Source organism: Cupriavidus sp. 05L310, assembly GCF_056398185.1.
The window spans coordinates 39,487-60,194 of the sequence record NZ_JBFTOX010000042.1 but is presented as its reverse complement, the minus strand read 5'-3'; the positions used below and the strand labels follow the sequence as shown (position 1 = coordinate 60,194).

The following is a 20,708-nucleotide window of genomic DNA, read 5'->3' as shown; positions in this document are numbered from 1 at the left end:
ACTGCTGCCGGAGTGGATCGGTTCGCTCGAGTGATAATTTGTGCACACGCGCAAATGTCAGGAACTGGCCGTGGATTCAACGGGTCGGATGCTCGTCGCGGGCTGCGGCCGTCTCTGACCGACCCTTCTGCGCCGTTCGAGGCTTCCACAACTCGATGTCGGCTATCCGGGATCAACGGACATCCGCCTCCTCTGTCGCTCCGGCAGTTGATCGGCCATTCCAGCCGGTGGGCGGCGCGCTGCCTCAAGGTCCTTCACGCGAACCATTCTTGTTGCTTTGTCGCTCTGGCGTAGGGACGCCAAGGAACCGTCTTACGCAGAAGTGCCAAATGAATCACCGCGAGTGGATAGCCGCTGCAATACGCGCGCACCAAGCTCACATTCTTGGTAAGCGATATTCCAACGGCAGCCACACGAGAGGCCGGGCTTGAGAGCCTGCAATATTCGCCCCGTTGACCTAGGTCAACCGCGCTATCGAGATGGCGCCTAGATTCACATCAGAAGTGCGACCCTACAGGTCACAAGCTGGTGTCGCGCAGGGATGTTCTACGCGTCCATGGAGAACAAGAATGAAAACGATTTCCACAATCGCCTCTACCCTCATCGCGGCCGGTCTATCGGTCGCTGCGGCAAATGTCTGCGCCCAGACGCTGGAGAAGGTCGCTGCGACAGACAAGATCACGGTCGCGTATCGCGAGGTGGCTGTTCCCTTCAGCTATCTTCTCGGCCCGCATAAAGCCGTTGGATTTTCCGTCGACCTGACGCAAGCCATCATTGACGATGTGCGAAGCCGGCTGAAGAAGCCCGCCCTCAAAGTCGAATATATTCCGGTTACCGGGCAGAATCGTATTCCGCTGCTGGTCAATGGTACCTACGACTTGGAGTGTGGTTCGACCACCAATACCAGCGCGCGCGGAAAGGAAGTGGCATTCTCGATCAATTTCTTCTACGCGGGAACTCGTCTGCTGACCAAGCGCGATTCTGGCATCAATGGCTATGCGGATCTGTCGAAGAAGACGGTAGCCAGCGCGGCCGGCAGCACGAACGAGAAGGTGGTGAGAAAGTACAGCGCCGACAACAATATCGATGTCCAGATAATCTCCGGCAAAGACTATGCAGACGCCATGCAGCTCGTGGAAAGCGGTCGCGCGTCAGCGCTGGCCCTGGATGACGTTCTGCTGTTCGGCTTGCGCGCCAATTCGGGGAACCCCTCTTCGCTTGAGATCGTGGGCGATACCCTTCAGGTGGAACCATATGCCTGCATGGTCCGTAAGGATGATGCAGAGTTCAAGAAGCTGGTAGATGAAACCATAACGCGACTGATGAAATCGGGAGAGTTTACACGGCTCTATAAGAAATGGTTTGAATCACCGATCCCCCCCGCCGGCGTGAACCTGAATATGCCGATGAGCGCGCCATTGCGGGCTAACCTCAAGGCACGTAGCGACAAACCGGCGCAGTGATACCTCTGCATTGAATCCATCGAAATTGTGCGGTTGGCACGCATCATGAAACACACGCGCATTATGGTCACTCATTATGGCGGGCCAGGTGCACTTCAGGTGGTGGAGGAAGAGTGCCCCGAGCCCAAGGCCGGCGAAGTACGGGTGAGGGTGCTGGCGGCAGGCGTGGGTCAACCCGATCTGATGATGCGCGAGGGCTTTCATCCCGAAACGCCGCCGCTGCCGTTCACGCCGGGGTGGGATCTGGTTGGCATAGTGGATAAGCTCGGCACTGGCGCCTGTGGCGTCGAAACGGGCCAGATCGTTGCCGCTCTGCCGATCAGTGGCGCGTACGCTGAGTTCGTCTGTCTGGCGCAGCGTGAACTGGTCCCCGTGCCTGCCGGGTTGGATGCGGCCGTGGCTGTCAGCCTTGTATTGAACTACGTCACCGCGTACCAGATGTTGCATCGTTGCGCCAAAGTCGAGCCGGGCCAGCGCGTTTTGATTCACGGAGCGGCAGGCGGGGTAGGCTCGGCACTCATGCAGCTTGGCCGCCTCGCCGGGCTGGAAATGTACGGCACCTGTTCATCGCAGGATACAGTCGCAGTTTCCGGCCTGGGCGGTATGCCAATGGACTACCAGCAGCTCGATTTCGTAGAAGAGACTCGCCGCATGACGGGAGAAGGCGTCGACGTCGTCTTCGATGGCATCGGCGGTACCCATATCTGGCGTTCCCGCGACGCTCTCCGTCCTGGCGGGAAGGTCGTAGCCTATGGCCTAACTGCCTCGCTGCGTGGGGGGCGCCTGGCGTCAGGTCGTTCCGGGCGCCGAAATCGCTTTCAGCGACTCGCGATCTTCGGTTTGTACATTGCTGGCGGCTGGCTTCTCCCGGGCCGGAAGCGGGTGGTCCCCTACAGCATCCAGTGGCTCAAGCGCCTGAAACCGGCAATGTTTCGACGGGACTTGATCACCCTGCTGGGCCTTCTACAACAGAAGAAAATCCAGCCGCTGATTGCCCGGAAATTTCCTCTTGCCGAGGCGAAGCTTGCGCACGAGTTGCTCGGCGAGAAAGGCGTGACTGGCAAGATCGTGCTCGTGAGCAATGACACCTTGACGCGGTGACGGGCGGCTGAAATGGCCGAATTTTGCATCTGGCTCGTCCGTCAGGTCCCGGAGTAACGCAGCCAATCCAACGGCAGGTTTCCCAACTCGCTGAACGGCAGGTTGAATCCACTGCCGAACTCGGCCTGTGGTCGGGCGTGGCAGCAAGCTGGCCAACCGGCTGACCGAGATCAGCCCGGCGTGTTGACACTTTTACTGTCGCAGCGGTGCCGGATATCTAATACGGCCTACAGAGGGCAGTTTCCAAAGGGGCAATTGTCGGGAGGACTCAGATGCGACAGGTCAGCGAAAGTGGCTCGGGCTAAGGATGTGGAGATGATTCCGAATCGCTATCGGCTTTCAAACCAGCGTAGACCATCTTGGTGAATTGTTCCCCGTTGAACACGAAGTTTCCCCATTTGTCGTCGAAGGCAGCAGTTGGCTTGGCGGCAATAATTTCGTCAATCGACTTGTCTTGTTGTTTCAGCGCTGCCACGTTGTTGCGCACCGTGACCAGCATGTCGCGGAATTCAATCAGTTGGGTCCGCGTGCCAACCGCGCCATGACCTGGAATGACGAGGGTGTGGTCGGTCGTCCGTACCACAGCCTTGCTTGCCCATTTAATCGCGCCGTCGATGCTGCCGCCATCTTCGTTGTCGATATAGGGATAGAAACCGTTCCAGAAAGTATCGCCGAGCGCCAACACATCCGCGTTCTTGAAGTAGACCCACAGATCGCCGTCAGTATGGCCGTGGCCGAAGTTCTCCACTTCGATCATGGTTCCTGCGAAGTTGAATCTCTTCCTGTGATTGATCAGCAGTGTGGGACGCGCTGCTTCAGGCGCCGGATCGAAAGTCCAGTTCCAGGCATTCACATGCGTCTTTTCGGTTAAATGCCTGAAAGTATTTTCTTGCCCGACGATCGTGGCGCCTGCCGCATGCATGCAGGCATTGCCGTCCGTATGATCCCAGTGCCAATGCGTATTGACCACGTATCTGAGTGGCCCTGTTCCAATTTCATCGAGCGCCACCTGTAGCTTCTTCTGTGATTTGCTGATTCCAGCGTCAACCAGAAATTTTCCTTCCTTGCTCGATAGAACGGTTATATTTCCACCGGAGCCCATCAAGACGGTTACATTACCGCGCAAGGGTTTTGCAACGATATTCTCGTCGGCACGGCGTAGATATCTGGCGCCCGCACCCGTATGAAAATAATCGTCTGGCGCGACATTCTCGCCAGAGCTTGACTGATTGGCGGAATCGGTATGGGTCGCCGCAAAAGGAAGTGAGGCGCCGATGGTGATGTTAAGGACTACCAATAGCAACCTTAGAACGGTATTCATTTTCATGCCCGGTTTCTCGAATTTGAAAAATTCAATCATCTTGATATCTGGAGACTGAGTGGCCTGGGCCGGTGGGAGCGATGCAGGCGGCCTGCTCTTTCACCCAAGGAAGGGCGCCGAACACATGGCATCAATCAGCGGGGGGCGGGGGGAGCCGGGAACCCCAGGATGCGCGCGAAGTCCTGCGCGCGCTCCCGCGGCATCCTGGTCTGATTCACCTTGGCTTCCGGGTCCCCGTATCCCATGGACATACCGAACGCTGTGACTTCCTCCGGTGGCATATGCAGATGCGACGCGATCTGGTCATGAAATGGCGCGAAGGCAACCTGCGGGCATGTGTCGATTCCACGTGCTTTCGCCGCGATCATCAGGTTCTGCGCGAAAAGGCCAATGTCGATCCAACTGTGCGGCTTCAATCTGCGGTCGATGCTGATGATGAGACCCACTGGCGCGCCGAAGAATGAGAAATTCTGCTCGGTCTGGCGCATGCGCGCCAGGGTGTCGTTGCGGTGGATTCCGAGTGAAGCGTAGTACCGCGCGCCGAAGTCGGTCAGTCTCGTGCGGAACACGTCCGGCAACGGATCAGGGAAGTGGGCGGGTGCTGGTGCGCTCCCGGCGCGGAAGGCCGCGACCAGGATGTCGGCCAGTACATCCTTGACTGTGCCGCTGACCACATACACCCGCCAGGGCTGAATGTTGGCCCCGCTGGGGGCGGTCGCAGCCTCCTCCAGGATCTGTTCCACGAGTTCCCGGCGCAGCGGGTCAGGCCTGAAGGCGCGAACCGATCGCCGGGTGCCGACGACGGTGGCGACGCATCTTGCGACCGCCTCTTGAGACCATTCAATTGCAGTCTGAACCATGGACTACTCCTGCGGGACGTCATGGTAGGAAATCCGACCGGAAGGCAGGAAGAACAGCGCGATAACGGCGCCACCTTTTGCTTCCGGATAGTGATGGCTGCCCGGCGCCGGGGCGGTCCAGCCTCCGGAACACCAGCCATTCGGCCCGTTCAGGACGGCGCCCGGATCGAGTGGAACGACCATGTTGAACTCGCCATAGGGATGACCGTGGTATTGCCCTCGGAATCGGTGGTCTGGATGCCCTTGCTTGTTGCCGGTGCTATCCATGTAGACAGCGGTGATGCTGAAGTGGAGCGTGCGCTCGGAGGGCTCCGAGATACGACTCCGGCGGTAGGTTGAGCCGTCAATCTGGGTATGTGCTGCCCAGCCGTCCTTCACGCCCTGCCTTATCATGCGAGACAGGGTTTGGTAGAGCTCGCTGCCAGGTCCGTACTTCTGGTTTAACCAGCGCTCGACCGCGCTGCCGGCGGTCATGTCCTTCACTTCCTCAAGGAAGGGAATGCAGCGTTCGACCAGCGCTTCTCGATCGTTGTTGAGGTTGTCGGCCATCATGGTGTCCTTTGCTGTCCATTGATTTGACATCATCATGCGCCGACCATGAATTGAATGGAATTGATGTCCATGCAACCGCATAATGCATACGATTCAATGGATGGAGCGCGATCATGAGCATCGGCCGCACGGACCTGAACCTGTTAAAAGTGTTCGAGGCTGTCTACGAGGAGCGCAATTTGATTCTGGCAGGCAAGCGTCTGCATCTCACGCAATCGGCGGTCAGCCACGCGCTCCGAAGACTGCGCGAGCTGGTTGGCGACGAGCTATTCATACGCATGGGGAAGGGCATGGTGCCAACCGGCCGTGCAATGGCGATGGCGCCAACCCTGTTGGACTCACTGCGCCGCATCGAGGATGCCCTGGGCGTGGAGCCGTTTACTGCAGATCATTCCAGACGGCGATTCGTTATCGCGGCCAACGATCACGTCACTGAAGTAATCGTTGCGCCGTTGTCCCGTGAACTGCAAAAGGTTGCCCCAGGTGTCGACCTTGTTATTCGGCCGTCCACTCGGCTGGACCTGGCCGAGCAGATCGACCTGGGGCGCATTGATCTAGCCATCGGCATCTTCTCGCAGGTGCCACCGCGCCTGAACTCGCGAGACTTGATGTCACAGGGAGAGTCCATCTTGATGTGCAAAGGACATCCCGCTTCACGCCGGAAGCTCAAGCTCCGGGATTTGACGAAGTACCCGCTTGTCACCCTATCCGTCGGCGGGCAGGAGGAGGGCGCGGTAGGGGGCTTCATTGTTGAGCGCGGCCTCGCGCGCCAATCGGAGATGTTCGACCGGCGGGCGTTAGAGCAGGCGCTCCTTGAGTCGCAGGAGATGCCGCGGTTGAGGGTCACCGTCCCGCACTCGCTCGCCATTCCGGCGCTGCTGCGTGATACACACATGCTCGCCATTGTGCCCGCGTCCCTGGCTACGGCTCTTGCAAAAAGCGGTGACCTAATTCGCCGACCTCCGCCGTACCAGGCTGGGATTGAGACCACGCGTGCGGTTTGGCATAGCCGCGACGATCACGACATGGGTCACTCGTGGCTGCGCGAGATGATCGCGAAGACAGCCCGAACTGTTGAAGAGGCGCTCGAGTAGCATGGCTCGAGCGCCGTGGACTGGCGCGGCAATTCCAGTGTGATGTGGGACCCGGCTTTGCGGAGTCTGGATGGCTGGAGTTGGCCGGAAGCGGGCAGTCGGCCGAGATGGGGTGGCCGGACGCTTCCGACGCAATGCCGTCCCTTCAGGCGAAACGAAGGCAGGCGCTCAGCCTTGGCGTCATGAGCGCCGTGCCGCCCCTGCATGCATGCGCCGCCGGCGCCCGATGGTGGCTCAGGATAGGCGGTGCAGGTACGTTCGGGCACGATGGGTCTAGTCGAACGCAAGCGGCCCGGCGCTCGATCTGCGGTTACTGCATGTGCTGCCCGCCGTTGATGGCGATATTGGACCCGGTCACGTAGGCCGCTTCCTCCGAGCACAGGTAGGCAACCAGCGCTGCAACTTCTTCCGGTTTGCCGACACGGCCGACTGGAATCTGCGGCAGGATCTTGGTTTCCATGATTTCTTTAGGCACTGCGTTGACCATCTTGGTGGCAAGGTAGGCCGGAGAGACGGTGTTGACCGTCACGCCCTTTCTTGCCACTTCCAGCGCAAGCGACTTGGTGAAGCCGTGCATCCCAGCCTTGGCGGCGGCATAGTTGGTCTGACCGAAAGCGCCTTTGGAACCGTTGACCGACGAGATGTTGATGATGCGTCCCCAGCCGCGTTCGACCATGCCTTCGCAAAGCGGCTTGGTGAGATTGAATACCGAGTCGAGATTGGTCCGCATCACGGCATCCCAGTTCGGCTTGTCCATCTTCTTGAAGGCCATGTCGCGGGTAATGCCTGCGTTGTTCACCAGGAAATCCACGCGGCCTACGTCGGCCAGGAGCTGCGCCGCGCAAGCCTGCGCAGGCATCGTAGTCAGATACGTCAATCTCGTAGGCACGCATCTCGCGGCCGGTGGCGGCCATCGCGGCAAGCCAGTTCTGAGCGTTCGCATTGCGCGGTGAGTGCGTCACCATCACGGCATAGCCCGCGTCGTACAACTTGATGCTGATGGCTTCTCCCAGCCCACCCATACCACCCGTTACTAGTGCGATTCTCTTCGTCATGCTGCCTGCTTCATTCTCGTAAAGTTGAAAGACCCCTGCCTTGCCGGGAAGGGCTTTTTCCCTGGTTGTCCCGAGCAAGTTCCCGTTGCCCTGGCGCGCGAAAGGCGAGGGCGAGCCGGGCCGGATGATTCCGGTCCCAGTTTGTATGTCTTTGCGGGAAGGTTGTCGCGGTTCGGCAAACCAGGGGCGCTGATGTCCCCTGGCTTGCAAGCCAGCGATCTCTGTTCAGCGCGCTGGCCTGGCCTGCATTGCCAGCGGTACGGCGTTACTGCTTGGAAGCGCGGGGCGCTGCCTGCTGTACCGCGCCGGAGGCGGCTGCGGCCGTCGTGGCCAAGTTGGCCTTGGCGACTTCAGCCGTCTGCTTTGCCGCATTCTGGATCGATTGATAGGTGTTGTTGGCGGCGGCTACGCTCGATTGCAGCAGCGCGGTGATCGCTTCAGACCCGGCCGGCGCGTTCTTCACGAAGGTGTCAACGAAGGCTTGCACATTACGGTTGTGCTGTTCGTACTGGGTCTCGACTGCCTTGGTCAGTTCCCCGTGCGTGTTCGATGCGATTTCGTACACATGGCGTGCATACGCAACAGCCTTCTCCGCGGCAGGCTGGGCCAGATTGCCTTGCGCGGCGAACACTTCACGGATGTCCTTTCCGGCCAGCGCCGCTTCGACTTTTTCCTGGCCTTCGGCAAGCGTCGTCCTGACTGCCTGCAGGTTCAACTCGGTCAACTTCTGGAAGCCGTCAAAAGCCATGTTCGTCAGCGCGAACAGATGGCCCAGATTGGCTTTTTGCACTGCAGCGAACTGATCGGACATAAAAGCGGTCATGCGTAGTCTCCTGTGAATTGATCGAACGGACTTGCGCAAAAGTGCTGTATAGTTAATCCGTCAAGGCATGGGTTCCAGATTGGCAGCGCCGCCAATCCTCCGGTGCACCATCCGAGTGCGAATTCTAGAGTGTTTCGTCTAATGTGATCCCTAGGGACATACCCAAAAAGTCTTGAAAACCTGACAATTAAAGTGCTGTAACGGGCACTAATATTGCTTATGCTTACCTAGAAATGTTGCAGTGCGTGGCATGTGTACGGCGCACTTCACTCCGTCAGGCCCGGCTGCCCGCTCAACTGACAAAACATTGCCGCGGGCTGGAAACAACAGCCACCCCTCGCGGCTGTAGCCGTCGAACAAACGGAACCACTAAAAATCCGGCTGCAGCCGGCGGGGCTCACCGCGCCTGCTGGGGCGCTGTCGTCATAGCCGGGGACCAGCCCAATATCCGTCTCGTTGTCGCTTTTCGCCCAAGAAGCGATCGATTGCCGGTGATGGCGGGGATGACCGCGTCCAGCGTGGAGCCGACCTTCAAACGTCCGCGTAGTATTCAAGTGAAATGGCCCCTCATGGCCGATAGCTGCCTCCGGCTGCATAGATTTGCTTGAGTGTGCGAGGGACGCAGGTCGAGCGACCGAGGGGCTCGAACCACGCTCGCATGCACGCCAGTGAAGCGCGAACGATCGCACGGTGAGTAAGGTGGGCAGAGGCATCTCGTTGCGATCCGGGCACGGCCTCGCTCGCGAACTCGTTGCCGAAGCCGCTTTGATATTTGATGTCATCCATGGGCCATGCGCGCTCGCCTTGCACAGGCAGCGATCAATTCACCGTGATGTGACGTTCCTTGATGATCTGCCCCCAGCGCACGCTCTCCTCGTTGATCATGCGTGCGAGTTCTGCCGGGCTCGTGGAGAGGGGCTCGAATCCCCGCTCCTCCAGCTTGCGCGTGAAGTCCTGGCTCTTCACCACCTTCTCAATTTCAGTGCGCAGACGCTCGATGATGGCCGGGGGCGTCCCCTTCGGGGCGACGAATGCAGCCCAACTCTCCAGGGTGAGCTTGGGGAAGCCTTGCTCCGCAACCGTGGGCACGTTGGGAAGCGCCGCCATGCGCTTCTTGCCCGTGACAGCCAGTGCGCGCAGCTTGCCCGCCTGGATGTGCGGAACGATCGTCCCGGGTGCCTCGAAGTAGAGATCGACCTGGCCGGCGAGCACGTCGTTGAGCGCGGGCGCGCCGCCCTTGTAGGGCACGGTGGTGATCGTGATGCCTGCTTCCTGGCTGAAGGTTTCACCGGCAAGATGCGGTGTCGTGCCGACGCCCGGCGAGGCGAAGCTCAGCTTACCAGGCTTGCTCTTGGCCGCTGCGATTACATCCGCCAGCGACTTGTAGGGAGATTTGCTGTTCACGACCAGCACCAGCGGAAACTGGCTCACTGTGGCGATCGGCGCGAACGACGAGGGCGTGACGCCGGAGCTTGGTTGCAAGTGGGGCGCGATGGTCAACGTGCTGGCGTTCGGGAGAAAGAGGGTGTAGCCGTCCGCGGGCGATCGCGCCACCTTGGAGGCCGCGATCATGCCGCCGGCACCTCCGACGTTCTCGACAACCAGGGGCTGGCCCAGGGCGGACGTGAGGCGCTCCGCAGCGATGCGGGCGACGACATCGGACTGGCCCCCGGCCGCGAACGGCAGGACCAGCTTGATTGGCTGGGAGGGGTAAGCATCCGCGGCCATGCCTGCTGTGGGCACGATGGTGGCTGCGACGGCGAGTGCGCCGCAGGCAAGCAGTTTTTCGATGATCTTCACTTCATTGTCTCCTGAATTGGGTGTGGGATGAGCGCCGGCTAGTAACCGACGCTTCTGTCGACCTCGTTGAGCAAAGGCTGGCCCTGCGCGAGGCGCTGCAGGTTCTCCAGGAACTGCTCCACGACAGGGCCGACCGTCGGCTGCGCGGCGACGTGGGGCGTGACCAGGATCCGCTCGTGGTGCCAGAAGGGGCTGCTGGCGGGCAGCGGCTCCGACGCGAACACGTCGAGCGCCGCGCCGGCGAGATGTCCCTCGTCGACGAGGGCTAGCAGGTCGTCCTCCACGACGATGCCGCCGCGCGCCACGTTCACCACGAAGCTGCCCTTGGGCAACTTGCGAAGGCTGGCGTGGTCCAGGGTGCTCTTCGTCTCCGCCGTGAAAGGCAGCAGGCAGACGAGGTAGTTCGATTGCGCGAGGAAGTCGTCCTTCCGGCTCTCGCCGACGAAGACGGGAACGCGCGCTTCTCGCGCCGACGTGCGCGTCCACGCGATGACCCTGAATCCGAGCGCCAAGAGTGCGTCGGCGACGACGGAGCCGATGGAACCGAGCCCCATGATGCCCACGGTGAGCTGGCTGGCGTCGGGGACGGGCAACCGCTTCCATTCACCCGCCGCGTGCTGTCGCTCCATCGCTGGCAGCGAGCGGAAGTGCCGCAGGATCTGCAGGCTCACGAACTGCGCCATGCTGAACCCGAGGCCCGGTTCGACGGCGCGCGTGACCTTCACATGGGGCGGCAGGTCCGGGGCCGAGAGGATGCCGTCCGCACCGGCGCCCACCGAGGCTGCCAGTCGCAGGTTGGGAAGGCGCGGTGCGATGCCGGCAGGCAGCTTGAAGGCGAACAGCGCGGTGACGTCTGGATCCGAGGCGCCTTCGATGTCGGTGATCACGTGCAGACCGGGGGCGCGGGAGCGGAGTGCTTCGTAGCGGCTCTTGACGAAGTCCGACGTCAGCAGCATCAGGACTTTGGGGGACGAAGGGGATTGCATGCTCTTCAAACGGTTCGCTCGTACGAGAAGTTCGGGTTGTGCCTGCGCGCCTGTCGCACCAGCAGTTGCCACCGCAGATCGACGACGTCGGGGCGCTGCAGGAAGGCCTTGGTCTGCCGCGCTTCGGCGGTCGGCAACAACTTGGGCGTGCCTGCGGACATGGCTTGCAGTTGCACCCGCGCTGCGAATTCGAGGACGGTCGCGGCGATCGTGGCGTCGGCAATCGAGTTGCCCACGACCACGGACCCGTGGTTGCGCAGCAGGATCGCACGGTTCGGGCCCAGCCTGGATGCGATGCTGGCGCCCTCCTTCTTGTCGAGGACTATGCCCTCGAACTCGTCGAAAAGCACGATGTCCTCGTAGAACAGCGCGCCGCTCTGCGTCACCGGCTCGAGGTTGCTGCCGATCACGCCCAGGGCCAGGGAAGCTTCCGAATGCGTGTGCAGGATGCAGCATACCTCAGGACGCGCATTGTAGATTTCGGTGTGGATATTGAGAGTCGGGTTGCATGGCAACGTACCGGTCACGGTGCGCAGGTCGAAGTCGGACTCGATCAATGCGTCTGCCGTCGCCTCCTCGAATCCGTATCCGTACGGAATGCTCCAGAACGTACGCGCACCGGGCAAGCGCGCTGTGAGGTGTCCGGAGATGCCACTGCCTTGTCCATCCATGGCTAGAATCTGGAAGGCGTGCACCAGGTCGTGCAGGAGGTCGTGCAAGGGTTCTGGCTGTTTCATGTTGAGGTCCTAACTGGGTTATTAAGTCTGCGTCGCAGTGGAGTGACCGACGGACACGTCGACCGCGGTAGCGTCGTAGCTGAAAAGCCATTCGTAGCGCTCGCGCACACGCTGCTCATTCCACTCGGCATCCACGTAGCGACTGGCCTCCACCGGGTCTGCCAGCAACGGATTGTGAAAGCGCGCCCCGTTCGCCGCCGAGCCCAGCACGATGCGCGAGGTACGTTCCTGCCGCAGGGCCTCGTACCGGGCCAGGGCCGCTTCCGGGTGTTCGGCGTTCGCCGCCAGGCAGCGTGCAAGCACGATGCCGTCCTCCAGAGCCATCACCGCGCCTTGTGCAAGGAAGGGCAGCGTGGGATGGCAGGCATCACCCAGGAGAGTGGCACGGCCGACGGTCCATCGGTCCATGGGCTGCCGGCTGAGAAGCGCCCACTTGTACGGCTGCTGGATCCCCTGGATCAACGCGTGCACGTCGTCGTGCCAGCGCTCGAAGTCCTTCAGGCATTCCTCGATGCTGCCTCGTTCCGTCCAAGACTCGACTTGCCAGTCCGTGCGCTCGACGATACCCACGAAGTTCGTGAGTTCGCCATTGCGAAGCGGGTAGTGGATGACGTGCGCACCGGGACCGATCCAGTTGGTACCAACGTTGGCCTGAAGATGGCGCGGAATCCTCTCGCGCGGAATGAGACCGCGCCAGGCGACACAGCCGGTGAACTGCGCGTCGCCCGCTCCGAACAGGGCGCGGCGCACGCAAGAATGCACGCCATCGGCACCGATGAGGATGTCACCGTGAATCCGCTCGCCGCCTTCGAGCTCCACCTCGACACCGACGTCGTTCTGTTCGACGCCGACCACCTTCGCGCCCAACCGGATCGCGTCCGGTTGCAACCGTCTCACGTGACATTCCATCAGACCATGCAGGTCCGGCCGGTAGATCATGTAGTAGGGGAAGCCATACTTGCGCACCGACTCGGCACCGAGATCGAACAGCTTCCATGTCTGGCCGGTACTCCACAGGCGCACCTGCTTGCCGCCCGCCTCGGTGGCGATGTCCTTCAGCTCCGATGCCAAGCCCAGGTCGGCCAGGCAACGGACGCCGTTGGCGCTGACCTGGAACCCGGCTCCCACCTCCCCAAGCTGCCGTGCCTGCTCCAGGACGGTGACGCGGAAGCCGCGCTGGATCAGTGCCAGAGCGCAGCACAGACCACCGATGCCAGCACCGGCAATGAGAATTCTTTGGGAGGGCGGCGTCATGTTGGATGCTCCTTTTGCGGGATCGCTGCGTTGATGGAGGTCAATTTCATCGCACGCACAAAGATTTTGGAAGTTAAACTATCAAATCAATTCATTAGTAAACGAAATGAACGTCAGCACTCGGCAACTGCAGGCGTTTCTGGCCATCGCCCGGCTAGGAAGCTTCACGCGCGCGGCGGAGGAAATCTTCGTGACGCAGGCAGGCCTAAGCCTCATGCTCAAGGACCTCGAGGCGCAGGTCGGCGCAAGGCTGTTCGACCGCACGACGCGGAGCGTGCGACTCACGCCTGCAGGCGAATCACTGCTGCCGACCGCGCGCCGCATGATGGCGGACTGGGAAGCCGCCACATCCAACGTCGGGCGACTCGCCGCGGAAGCGGAGCAACGGGTCTCCCTTGCGGCGACGCCGCTGATTGCATCGAGCGTGCTTCCCCTGTGGTTGCAGGCGTTCCATGAGACGCACCCCGCAGTCCGCGTCTCGATCAGCGACCTCGACCGACGCGAGATCCTGTTGGGGATCGAAGCGGGAGAACTTGACGTCGGTCTTGGTGCTTTCTTCCGGCCGGCCACGGGCATCGACCGGCAGTTGCTCGCCCGTTTTGACATGGTGCTGGTCAGGGCCAAGGCGAAGGATTCCAGGACACGCGGGCGCGGATTCGAAACGGGGCGCAAGGTGAAGTGGTCGGCCCTGGACGACCAGGAGCTCATCGTGCTCCCGAATGACAACCCGATCCAGAAGCTCGTGGACACGCAGCTTCGCGCCCTCGGAATCACCACGCGACGGACCACCGCACTCCAGAACATCCAGGCCATGATCTCGATGGTGGAGGCGGGCCACGGAGTGGCCGCCCTACCCGGCTTCGTGGTGCCTGCGTGCGCACGCTACGACGTGACGGTGCACACACTCGTAGAGCCAGTGGTGCCGGTCGAGTTCTTCGCGGTGAGCATGAAAGGACGGCTCAAGACGGCGCTCGTTTCCGGCCTCGTCGATGCGCTCGGGGCGCACTTTCAAGAGCTCGCCAAGCAGGTGGGCGCGTAATTCGGCTGACCTTCTGGGTGAACGCCCTTGCGAGTTCGACTGTATTCACCAAGCTGTCAGACGACTGCTCATGGCCGGGCCTGCGAGTTCGACCGTGCGCCACATAGCTGCCCTCGAGGCGGTCACCTCAGCGCGATGCCGGGGCGGCCGCCGCCGACGGCCTCAGATCTCGGTCTGCTCGGAGATCTCGAATCCTTCAAGGGGTCATCGTACTTTTGGTGCGAAATCTGGCGCTAGCAAGCCGGGATGCCGCTTGCGGCAAGGCTTTCCAGGTTACTTGGCGCCGCGTACCCGCCGATCCCACAGGTAACTGATTCCAAAGGGTTTTCAGGACAGAACTGCCAGATTTCGCATCAAAAGTACGATGACCCCTATTTGCAGCCCATTCCCGAAGGCATCTGGGAGAACGAGGTGACAGTGCGCTCGACTCGCGCGGCGCGCATGTACGAGCCTGGCTTTTGGATTTCGCGAGCGTCTCCAACACCATTAATGATGATTGTGGCCAAAGAGGACAATGTCACGCTGACCGACCTTGAGCTTGCCGCTTATGAACGCGCTCTGGAGCCGATGCGACTCGTGCTGGTCCCCGGTGGCCACTTCGATCCCTATCTCCGCCAGTTTGAGCTTGCCAGCCATGCTGCAGTCGAATGGTTCCGCACGCACCTTTGTTAGTCCGACCCGAAATGGAGATGAAACGTGAAACATCTTGACCTCAGTATTGACGGTGCCATCGCGACGGTAACCCTGACCAACCCGCCGCAGAACCGCCTCGGCATTCGGATGCTCGAAGAGCTTGAAGTCGCTCTTGCGACTATTTGCGATAGTGGCGTGCGCGCGCTGCTCATCCGCGCGGACGGACCGGACTTCTCCTTCGGGGGGGACATCATGCCGTGGGCCGGCATGAATGCGGCAAAGTTGCGCGCCCTCTTCCAGCGCTACATGGCCGTCTTCAATCGGATTGAGAGCTTGCATTGTCCGACCGTTGCTGCCGTACAGGGTACTTGCTTCGGCGGTGGCTTCGAGCTGGTCCTGCGTTGCGACATCATCCTGGCCACCAGTTCCGCTCGGTTTGCCCATCCGGAGCAGTCGCTAGGCATCACGACGCTGATCGGGGGCGTGTACCGCGTGGCTGAACGTGCGGGGCGCGCGTTTGCCGCAGAACTTGCCTTCACCTCCGATCCGGTCGATGCACAAACGCTGCACCAACGCGGCGTCGTCAATCATGTTGTTGATGTGGGAGCACTGGAGCAAGAAGCCACGTCGCTGGTACGACGTCTTGCAAAGGGCCCGACCCGAGCCCATGCCGCACACAAGGCGATGCTACGCTTGTGGGCATTGGGCGGCGTGCAAGCGGCGGACGAAGCTATTTTCGATATCCAAATGCCGCTGTTTGAAACCGAAGATGCGAAGCGCGGCTTGCAGTCGGCCATGGACGCCATGTCCAGAGGCATGAAGCGACCGGCACTCGACTTCGAAGGTCGCTGAGCCGCCAGTCGGCTTGCAAGGCGCAGGGACACGCCCAGCGCCTTGCTCAGCATCTACTCGGTAACGAGCTCAGTATGGGTGACCTCGGACATCACCTTGCGCATCTCAAGCGCTTTAGCCTTACCGAACCGTGACTCGAACTGAGTCTGAGCCTTAGCCCATGCTGCCTCACCCTGACGAACGCTTGCCACTCCGCGCTTCGTGAGCGCCACGATGCGGGACCGCCTATCTGCGGGATCCACTTCAATCCCCACCAAGCCATCGCGTTGCAGGGGCTTCACATTGTGCGTCACCGTCGTCCGGTCCATTACCATCACCTCAGCCAGCGCATTGATGGTCATCGGGCCATGTGCCGACAGGGATCGAAGAATGATGTATTGGGTTCCACGCAGGCCGACCTCGGCAAGACACGCGTCATAGAAGCGCGTCATGTGCCGCGCCGCTTTGCGAATCGCTGTGCAGTTGCATAGGGAAACATCATTCGACATGGTCCTCTCCGCTGGCACGCAACGCGTGCAAAATGGGCGCATGCTCACATATTAGCCCTCTGGGGAGGCGCGCTACGCGACAGAGATTGCGATCTTGCCTTCAGGCTTGCGCGAGAGAAAGTCTCCTTGGCTGGTTACGAGTTGGAGCGAGAACCTCGACTTCGTCCTCCGGTGCCCGGGTGCACGCGCTCGTCGCTTCCCGCTTGGCAGATCGGCGAAAGGGCTCTTCACCAACTCGTACACTTGCAACGGTGCAAGCATCAAGATCCCTGTCCGACCACGTTCTCGCCGTGGCTGTGCGAAGAGGCCGACGACTTGTGCTTGATCAGCGTAACCGCGACACCGCCAATCACCGCGGCCATTGCAATCGCGAGGAAGTTCTGCACCAGCGGCAGCTTCATCGAGACCAGCAGCCCGATCACGATCGGCGCCGCAATCGCGCCGATGCGCCCGACCCCCGAGGCAAAGCCCAGTCCTGTCGAACGGATCGCCGCCGGGTAGAACTGCCCGGCATACGCGTACAGCAGGATCTGCGTGCCCAGCGTCGACGCGCCGACTACGGCAACGATAAGGAACAGCGGCTGCGCGCCGTAGCCGAGCAGCGTCAGCGAGACCGCAGCGACCGCGAAGAATGCGGCCGTCACCCACTTGATGTTTAGCTTGTCGGCGAGCCATCCGCCACCGACGGCGCCGATGACTGCACCGGCGTTGTAGGCGAGCAGGAAGTTCAACGCGGAACCGAGGCTGTAGCCTGCCATGCCCATCAGCTTGACCAACCACGAACTGAGCGCATAGAGCATGAAAAGGCAGGTCATATAGGCGACCCAGAGCATCACCGAACTGAAGCCGCGGCCGTCCAGAAACAGTCTGCCGACGGATGGACCTTCGGCCTTGTCCTCGGCAGGAACGAGGAACTCCTCGTGCGGCTCGAGCCGCATATCCGGTCGGATTTTTCGGACCACTTCGCGCAGATGTGTGTCGTCATGCTGCTTGATCAGGAACGGCAGCGACTCAGGCATGTACTTTAAGATGAACGGGATCAGCACCACCGCGGCGCCCGCGGCGATAAACACGGATTGCCAGCCATAGGTCTCGATGAACTGCTTGCCGAGCAGCGCGGCGAGGATACTGCCGACCGCGTAGCCACAGCACATCAGCGTGACCATTACGCTGCGCACCTTCCTCGGCGAGTACTCGGTCATCTGTGCGGCTGCATTCGGGATCGCGCCGCCGATGCCGAGCCCGGCGAAGAAGCGCATCACGCTGAAGGTGATTGGGTCGTTGGTGAACCCGGCGGCCGCGGTGAGAACGCTGAACAGGAACACGCAGATCGAGATCGCCCAGCGGCGGCCAATCTTGTCGGCCAGCGCGCCGAGCGCGATCGCTCCGAACATCATGCCGAACAGCGCCGAACTGGCCATGAAGCCCGCGGTCGCGGCCTCCACATTCATCGTCTTCATGATCGACGGAAGCGCGGTGCCGGCGACCGCCAGGTCGTAGCCGTCGAGCACCAGGATCACGAAACACCAGATCAGCACGGACCAGTGAAAGCTGTTGAACTTGGCCTCGTCGGCCAGTTTGTGAACATCTATCCGGTGCACGCTTGAAGGTGCTGCGGCCAGCTCAGGGCGGATTGACTTCATTGACTTGTCTCCATTTATCGTCGGTTCGAGGTTCGGCATGCGGCGCAGTAACTCATTCTGGGCCGAGACCTCACGGCCAACGACCGCCCTTGCGCAGACAATGGCGCTCCCCTTAGTCCGTGCAGGCTGCCCCACCCTCACACGCGAGGGGCTTCGGGCAGGCGTTCACCGCCGCGCACGACGTATTTGGCGGGATACAGTGTGACGAGAACCTCGACTTCATCCTCCGTTGCTCCAGTGCACGCGCTCCAGATCGAGCTCACCTTTTTCGCCAGCGATAGCACGGCGCCGTCGCTGCGCCCATCACGTATGTGGCAGAAGATCAGCGTTTCGGACGTGGGCTCTCCCGAACGGTAGGTATTCTCGGGCGTGGCTTCATGGAATACCACGCTAATTAAGTCGAGCGGAGAAAGGATGATCTCCCTGATCGCGCTCGTAAACTCGCTGGCAATCTTGGCCTTGACGCCAGCTCCGATTCCAACCTTGCATTCGCAAACAATGACGGGCATGTTGTGTCTCCGTGAAGATAGGGCTATTGAGCCTTCAGTCTCTCGGAGCGTCGCCGCGGGCGATTGCATAGGGGTGCCGACACTTGCTTCAAAGTGCCATGACGTGGCGTCGTGCCGCCGGTCCAAGCCGTGCTCGTTATCGGTGGTCCGGTGCCGGCCAGTGCGACGTGCACCAAACAGTGCCCACACGTTTCGCACCCGCAAGATTGCACGTTGAGAGAGTCGGCCATCGCGGAGTCGGCCTCCACGGTCGTGCACCTCACAGGCCACGCGCCCCGTACGCTAACGCAGCCACTGAAGATCGCGCTCTTCAAGATTAGTAGACAGATGGCCCCACAGCCGCAGCTGGAGATGTTCGCCCCTTAAGTCATCCACAGGGACGCGCCGAACAGCTGCGTGAAGGCCGGCGCCAACTTGAAGCAGTCCCCGTGAGGGGCGCCATCGGTGGAGACTCCAGGCCAGCAAGGTGATATCGGTCGACGAAGAATGGCGACCTGCTCGGCAAGACATGCGCGGCCGATTTGGTCTTTCGTGCGGAAAGTTCTTGCAGGGAGGGCTGCATTACTCTGGTCACCGGGTGGATGGAGAAACCCCTCGTTGACACGGGGCTGACGATAACATACGCTTCGTTTACTAAACGTTCGTTGGATTAAGCGCCTGCGAGGTGTGGCGACGCGGCATCTTACTCATCCATGGAGCAATCCACATGGCAGACGATAAGGCCATTCTGGTGATTGGAGCCAGCGACGCTACCGGCGGCGCCGTCGCCAAGCGCTTTGCCAAAGAAGGCTACATCGAGTGCGTTACCCGCCGCACCGCTGACAAGCACCAGCCCCGGATTGACGAGATCAGGGCCGAAGGCGGCGAGGCGAGCAGGGAAGACCGCGAAACGGCGAAGGTCATGCTGCCACGGGGGCGCGGCACCATCATCTTTACGGGCGCAACGGCCAGTTTGCGCGGACGCGAAGGTCCCGCTGCATTCGCCGGCGCAAAGCATGGCCCGCGGACTGGGCCACCCGCGATGCTGGACGACGAGATAGAGCCGCGGCCCGGGATGGAGACGCTCTGAGGCCAAGACGTGTCAACCGGAGATTCCAGTTGCGCTTCCACTCCCTCGTTCTTTCACAACAATTTGCCGGCTTTGACCGGCGTACGGAGACAAACCTTGGCACAAGGTCGCTGCACATTTCTCAAGTCCACCGTGGGGCTGGCAGCCTTGCCGGTTGCCGGTTGCCTTTCGTCGTCGGACGACACCGCCGCACTGAAAGCCAACGCCGATTCCGTGCTGACCCGTGCCGTCGCATCCGGCGACACCGCCGGCGTAGCCGCCGCGGTGATCACTCGCGATGAGACCCTCTACTCCGCGGCGCAGGGAGCGCGCGCGCTCGGCGCCTCCGCAGCGATGGACATGGACACGGTGATGCTCATCGCCTCCATGACCAAGCCGATCACCAGCGCCGCAGCCATGCAGCTGGTCGAGCAGGGCAAGTTGAGTCTGGACGGTCCAGCGTCCGCAGTGATCCCCGAGCTGGGCGTTCTCAAGGTTCTGGAGGGCTGGGACACGAATGGCGCGCCCGAACTGCGGGATGCCGAGGGCCAGCTCACCCTGCGGCATCTGCTCACCCATACGTCCGGCTTTACCTACGAGATCTGGAACGCGGACCTGGAGCGCTACTACCGCACGCAGAACGTCCCCGGCATCCTAACGGGGCAGAAAGCGGCGCTGCGGGTGCCTCTGTGCTTCGACCCCGGCACGCGCTGGAATTATGGCATCGGCATCGATTGGGTGGGCCAGCTGATCGAAGCCGCCAGCGGCCTGCGCCTGGGTGACTACTTCCAGCGCAACATCACAGGACCGCTGGGCATGGACAGCACGGCGTTTAAGATCACCGCGGCCATGCGCACCCGACTGGCCGGCATGCATTTGCGCGGAGACGACGGAAAATTATCCGTGATCGATCTCGGAACAGTGCAGGATCCCGAGTTCGAGTCGGGCGGCGCTGGCCTGTACTCGACCGCCGACGACTACCTGAAGTTCATGCGCATGATCCTCAATGCGGGGCGGGGCAACGGCAACCAGATCCTCAAGCCGGAGACGGTGGCCCTGATGTCGCGCAATGCCATGGGGCCGCTTCGCGTGAGCAAGTTACCGACGCAGATTCCTTTTCTCTCGCGCGACGTGGAATTCTTCCCCGGTGTGCCCAAGACCTGGGGCCTGGGCTTCATGATCAACGAGAGTGCGGCGCCCACCGGCCGCAGTGCCGGCAGCTTGGCCTGGGCGGGGCTGGCCAATACGTACTTCTGGATCGACCCCACCCGGAACATCGCAGGCCTGGCCATGATGCAGTCGCTGCCGTCCGTGGACCCGAGAACCGTGGACGTGTTCTACGGTTTTGAAAAGAGCGTTTACGCCTCGCTGAACTGATGCCTGAAGGGCGGTCACCGCCCTTCAGGATCGAGGGCGCAGGGTCTATGACATGACTCCTTCCTTCACAACA

Annotated in this window: 18 protein-coding genes and 2 pseudogenes; 8 read left to right on the top strand and 12 right to left on the bottom strand. The window is 61.3% G+C overall.

The window, feature by feature from the left end; genetic code table 11:
- Positions 1–569 precede the first annotated feature (569 nt).
- Complete coding sequence (locus AC1DS6_RS27635; protein ID WP_477103584.1) at positions 570–1,463, top strand: transporter substrate-binding domain-containing protein; 894 nt, start codon at positions 570–572, stop codon at positions 1,461–1,463.
- Between the two features lie 45 nt (positions 1,464–1,508).
- Positions 1,509–2,564: a medium chain dehydrogenase/reductase family protein gene (locus AC1DS6_RS27630; protein ID WP_477103583.1), complete on the top strand. Its 1,056-nt coding sequence runs from the start codon at positions 1,509–1,511 to the stop codon at positions 2,562–2,564.
- A gap of 301 nt (positions 2,565–2,865) precedes the next feature.
- Here the strand turns inward: AC1DS6_RS27630 and AC1DS6_RS27625 are convergent, their stop codons facing one another.
- The 3 genes from AC1DS6_RS27625 to AC1DS6_RS27615 all read right to left on the bottom strand — a co-directional run bounded on the left by AC1DS6_RS27625 (position 2,866) and on the right by AC1DS6_RS27615 (position 5,297).
- Entirely contained in the window at positions 2,866–3,924 is a 1,059-nt protein-coding gene (locus AC1DS6_RS27625; protein ID WP_477103582.1) for an MBL fold metallo-hydrolase, read from the bottom strand.
- A gap of 95 nt (positions 3,925–4,019) precedes the next feature.
- Positions 4,020–4,745, bottom strand: a complete 726-nt coding sequence (locus AC1DS6_RS27620; RefSeq protein ID WP_477103581.1) for a nitroreductase — start codon at positions 4,743–4,745, stop codon at positions 4,020–4,022.
- Between the two features lie 3 nt (positions 4,746–4,748).
- Positions 4,749–5,297: a 4-hydroxylaminobenzoate lyase gene (locus AC1DS6_RS27615; RefSeq protein WP_477103580.1), complete on the bottom strand. Its 549-nt coding sequence runs from the start codon at positions 5,295–5,297 to the stop codon at positions 4,749–4,751.
- Between the two features lie 113 nt (positions 5,298–5,410).
- On the opposite strand from AC1DS6_RS27615, the gene AC1DS6_RS27610 reads away from it, so the two are divergent.
- Entirely contained in the window at positions 5,411–6,391 is a 981-nt protein-coding gene (locus tag AC1DS6_RS27610; protein WP_477103579.1) for a LysR family transcriptional regulator, read from the top strand.
- A gap of 310 nt (positions 6,392–6,701) precedes the next feature.
- Here the strand turns inward: AC1DS6_RS27610 and phbB are convergent.
- From phbB to AC1DS6_RS27580, 6 genes and pseudogenes are all read right to left on the bottom strand, one after another.
- Positions 6,702–7,446: pseudogene (gene phbB / locus AC1DS6_RS27605) on the bottom strand (acetoacetyl-CoA reductase).
- A gap of 265 nt (positions 7,447–7,711) precedes the next feature.
- The gene (gene phaP3, locus AC1DS6_RS27600; RefSeq protein WP_477103578.1) at positions 7,712–8,269 is read right to left on the bottom strand and encodes a TIGR01841 family phasin PhaP3; all 558 of its coding nucleotides are present in this window, start codon (positions 8,267–8,269) and stop codon (positions 7,712–7,714) included.
- A gap of 819 nt (positions 8,270–9,088) precedes the next feature.
- Complete coding sequence (locus AC1DS6_RS27595) at positions 9,089–10,069, bottom strand: Bug family tripartite tricarboxylate transporter substrate binding protein (RefSeq protein ID WP_477103577.1); 981 nt, start codon at positions 10,067–10,069, stop codon at positions 9,089–9,091.
- A 38-nt stretch (positions 10,070–10,107) separates the two neighbouring features.
- On the bottom strand, positions 10,108–11,025 hold the full coding sequence (locus tag AC1DS6_RS27590) for a 2-hydroxyacid dehydrogenase (RefSeq protein WP_477103576.1): 918 nt from the start codon (positions 11,023–11,025) through the stop codon (positions 10,108–10,110).
- A gap of 35 nt (positions 11,026–11,060) precedes the next feature.
- Positions 11,061–11,792, bottom strand: coding sequence for a class II aldolase/adducin family protein (locus AC1DS6_RS27585; protein WP_477103575.1), 732 nt, complete (start codon positions 11,790–11,792; stop codon positions 11,061–11,063).
- Between the two features lie 21 nt (positions 11,793–11,813).
- Positions 11,814–13,046, bottom strand: a complete 1,233-nt coding sequence (locus tag AC1DS6_RS27580) for an FAD-dependent monooxygenase (RefSeq protein ID WP_477103574.1) — start codon at positions 13,044–13,046, stop codon at positions 11,814–11,816.
- Between the two features lie 106 nt (positions 13,047–13,152).
- Between AC1DS6_RS27580 and AC1DS6_RS27575 the strand changes: the two genes are divergently transcribed.
- From AC1DS6_RS27575 to AC1DS6_RS27565, 3 genes are all read left to right on the top strand, one after another.
- Positions 13,153–14,085, top strand: coding sequence for a LysR family transcriptional regulator (locus AC1DS6_RS27575; protein ID WP_477103573.1), 933 nt, complete (start codon positions 13,153–13,155; stop codon positions 14,083–14,085).
- Between the two features lie 246 nt (positions 14,086–14,331).
- Positions 14,332–14,757 carry a hypothetical protein gene (locus AC1DS6_RS27570; RefSeq protein ID WP_477103572.1) on the top strand — a complete coding sequence of 142 codons (426 nt, stop codon included), beginning with the start codon at positions 14,332–14,334 and terminating at the stop codon, positions 14,755–14,757.
- Positions 14,758–14,781: 24 nt separating this feature from the next.
- Positions 14,782–15,570, top strand: coding sequence for an enoyl-CoA hydratase/isomerase family protein (locus AC1DS6_RS27565; protein WP_477103571.1), 789 nt, complete (start codon positions 14,782–14,784; stop codon positions 15,568–15,570).
- Positions 15,571–15,623: 53 nt separating this feature from the next.
- On the opposite strand, the gene AC1DS6_RS27560 is transcribed toward AC1DS6_RS27565, so the two are convergent.
- The 3 genes from AC1DS6_RS27560 to AC1DS6_RS27550 all read right to left on the bottom strand — a co-directional run bounded on the left by AC1DS6_RS27560 (position 15,624) and on the right by AC1DS6_RS27550 (position 18,210).
- Complete coding sequence (locus AC1DS6_RS27560) at positions 15,624–16,058, bottom strand: MarR family winged helix-turn-helix transcriptional regulator (protein WP_477103570.1); 435 nt, start codon at positions 16,056–16,058, stop codon at positions 15,624–15,626.
- A gap of 260 nt (positions 16,059–16,318) precedes the next feature.
- Complete coding sequence (locus AC1DS6_RS27555; RefSeq protein ID WP_477103601.1) at positions 16,319–17,659, bottom strand: MFS transporter; 1,341 nt, start codon at positions 17,657–17,659, stop codon at positions 16,319–16,321.
- A gap of 179 nt (positions 17,660–17,838) precedes the next feature.
- Complete coding sequence (locus tag AC1DS6_RS27550; RefSeq protein ID WP_477103569.1) at positions 17,839–18,210, bottom strand: tautomerase family protein; 372 nt, start codon at positions 18,208–18,210, stop codon at positions 17,839–17,841.
- A 706-nt stretch (positions 18,211–18,916) separates the two neighbouring features.
- Between AC1DS6_RS27550 and AC1DS6_RS27545 the strand changes: the two are divergent.
- Together AC1DS6_RS27545 and AC1DS6_RS27540 are read left to right on the top strand one after the other, a co-directional pair.
- Positions 18,917–19,216, top strand: a pseudogene (locus tag AC1DS6_RS27545) (Rossmann-fold NAD(P)-binding domain-containing protein); the annotation flags it as partial.
- A gap of 159 nt (positions 19,217–19,375) precedes the next feature.
- The gene (locus tag AC1DS6_RS27540) at positions 19,376–20,635 is read left to right on the top strand and encodes a serine hydrolase domain-containing protein (RefSeq protein WP_477103568.1); all 1,260 of its coding nucleotides are present in this window, start codon (positions 19,376–19,378) and stop codon (positions 20,633–20,635) included.
- Positions 20,636–20,708 lie beyond the last annotated feature (73 nt).

What these genes read in the sequence shown, in the direction of transcription:
- AC1DS6_RS27635 (WP_477103584.1), top strand. Translation starts at nt 570, where the DNA reads ATGAAAACGATTTCCACAATCGCCTCTACCCTCATCGCGGCCGGTCTA.
- AC1DS6_RS27630 (WP_477103583.1), top strand. Translation starts at nt 1,509, where the DNA reads ATGAAACACACGCGCATTATGGTCACTCATTATGGCGGGCCAGGTGCA.
- AC1DS6_RS27625 (WP_477103582.1), bottom strand. Translation starts at nt 3,924, where the DNA reads ATGATTGAATTTTTCAAATTCGAGAAACCGGGCATGAAAATGAATACC.
- AC1DS6_RS27620 (WP_477103581.1), bottom strand. Translation starts at nt 4,745, where the DNA reads ATGGTTCAGACTGCAATTGAATGGTCTCAAGAGGCGGTCGCAAGATGC.
- AC1DS6_RS27615 (WP_477103580.1), bottom strand. Translation starts at nt 5,297, where the DNA reads ATGATGGCCGACAACCTCAACAACGATCGAGAAGCGCTGGTCGAACGC.
- AC1DS6_RS27610 (WP_477103579.1), top strand. Translation starts at nt 5,411, where the DNA reads ATGAGCATCGGCCGCACGGACCTGAACCTGTTAAAAGTGTTCGAGGCT.
- phaP3 (WP_477103578.1), bottom strand. Translation starts at nt 8,269, where the DNA reads ATGACCGCTTTTATGTCCGATCAGTTCGCTGCAGTGCAAAAAGCCAAT.
- AC1DS6_RS27590 (WP_477103576.1), bottom strand. Translation starts at nt 11,025, where the DNA reads ATGCTGCTGACGTCGGACTTCGTCAAGAGCCGCTACGAAGCACTCCGC.
- AC1DS6_RS27585 (WP_477103575.1), bottom strand. Translation starts at nt 11,792, where the DNA reads ATGAAACAGCCAGAACCCTTGCACGACCTCCTGCACGACCTGGTGCAC.
- AC1DS6_RS27580 (WP_477103574.1), bottom strand. Translation starts at nt 13,046, where the DNA reads ATGACGCCGCCCTCCCAAAGAATTCTCATTGCCGGTGCTGGCATCGGT.
- AC1DS6_RS27575 (WP_477103573.1), top strand. Translation starts at nt 13,153, where the DNA reads ATGAACGTCAGCACTCGGCAACTGCAGGCGTTTCTGGCCATCGCCCGG.
- AC1DS6_RS27570 (WP_477103572.1), top strand. Translation starts at nt 14,332, where the DNA reads ATGCCGCTTGCGGCAAGGCTTTCCAGGTTACTTGGCGCCGCGTACCCG.
- AC1DS6_RS27560 (WP_477103570.1), bottom strand. Translation starts at nt 16,058, where the DNA reads ATGTCGAATGATGTTTCCCTATGCAACTGCACAGCGATTCGCAAAGCG.
- AC1DS6_RS27550 (WP_477103569.1), bottom strand. Translation starts at nt 18,210, where the DNA reads ATGCCCGTCATTGTTTGCGAATGCAAGGTTGGAATCGGAGCTGGCGTC.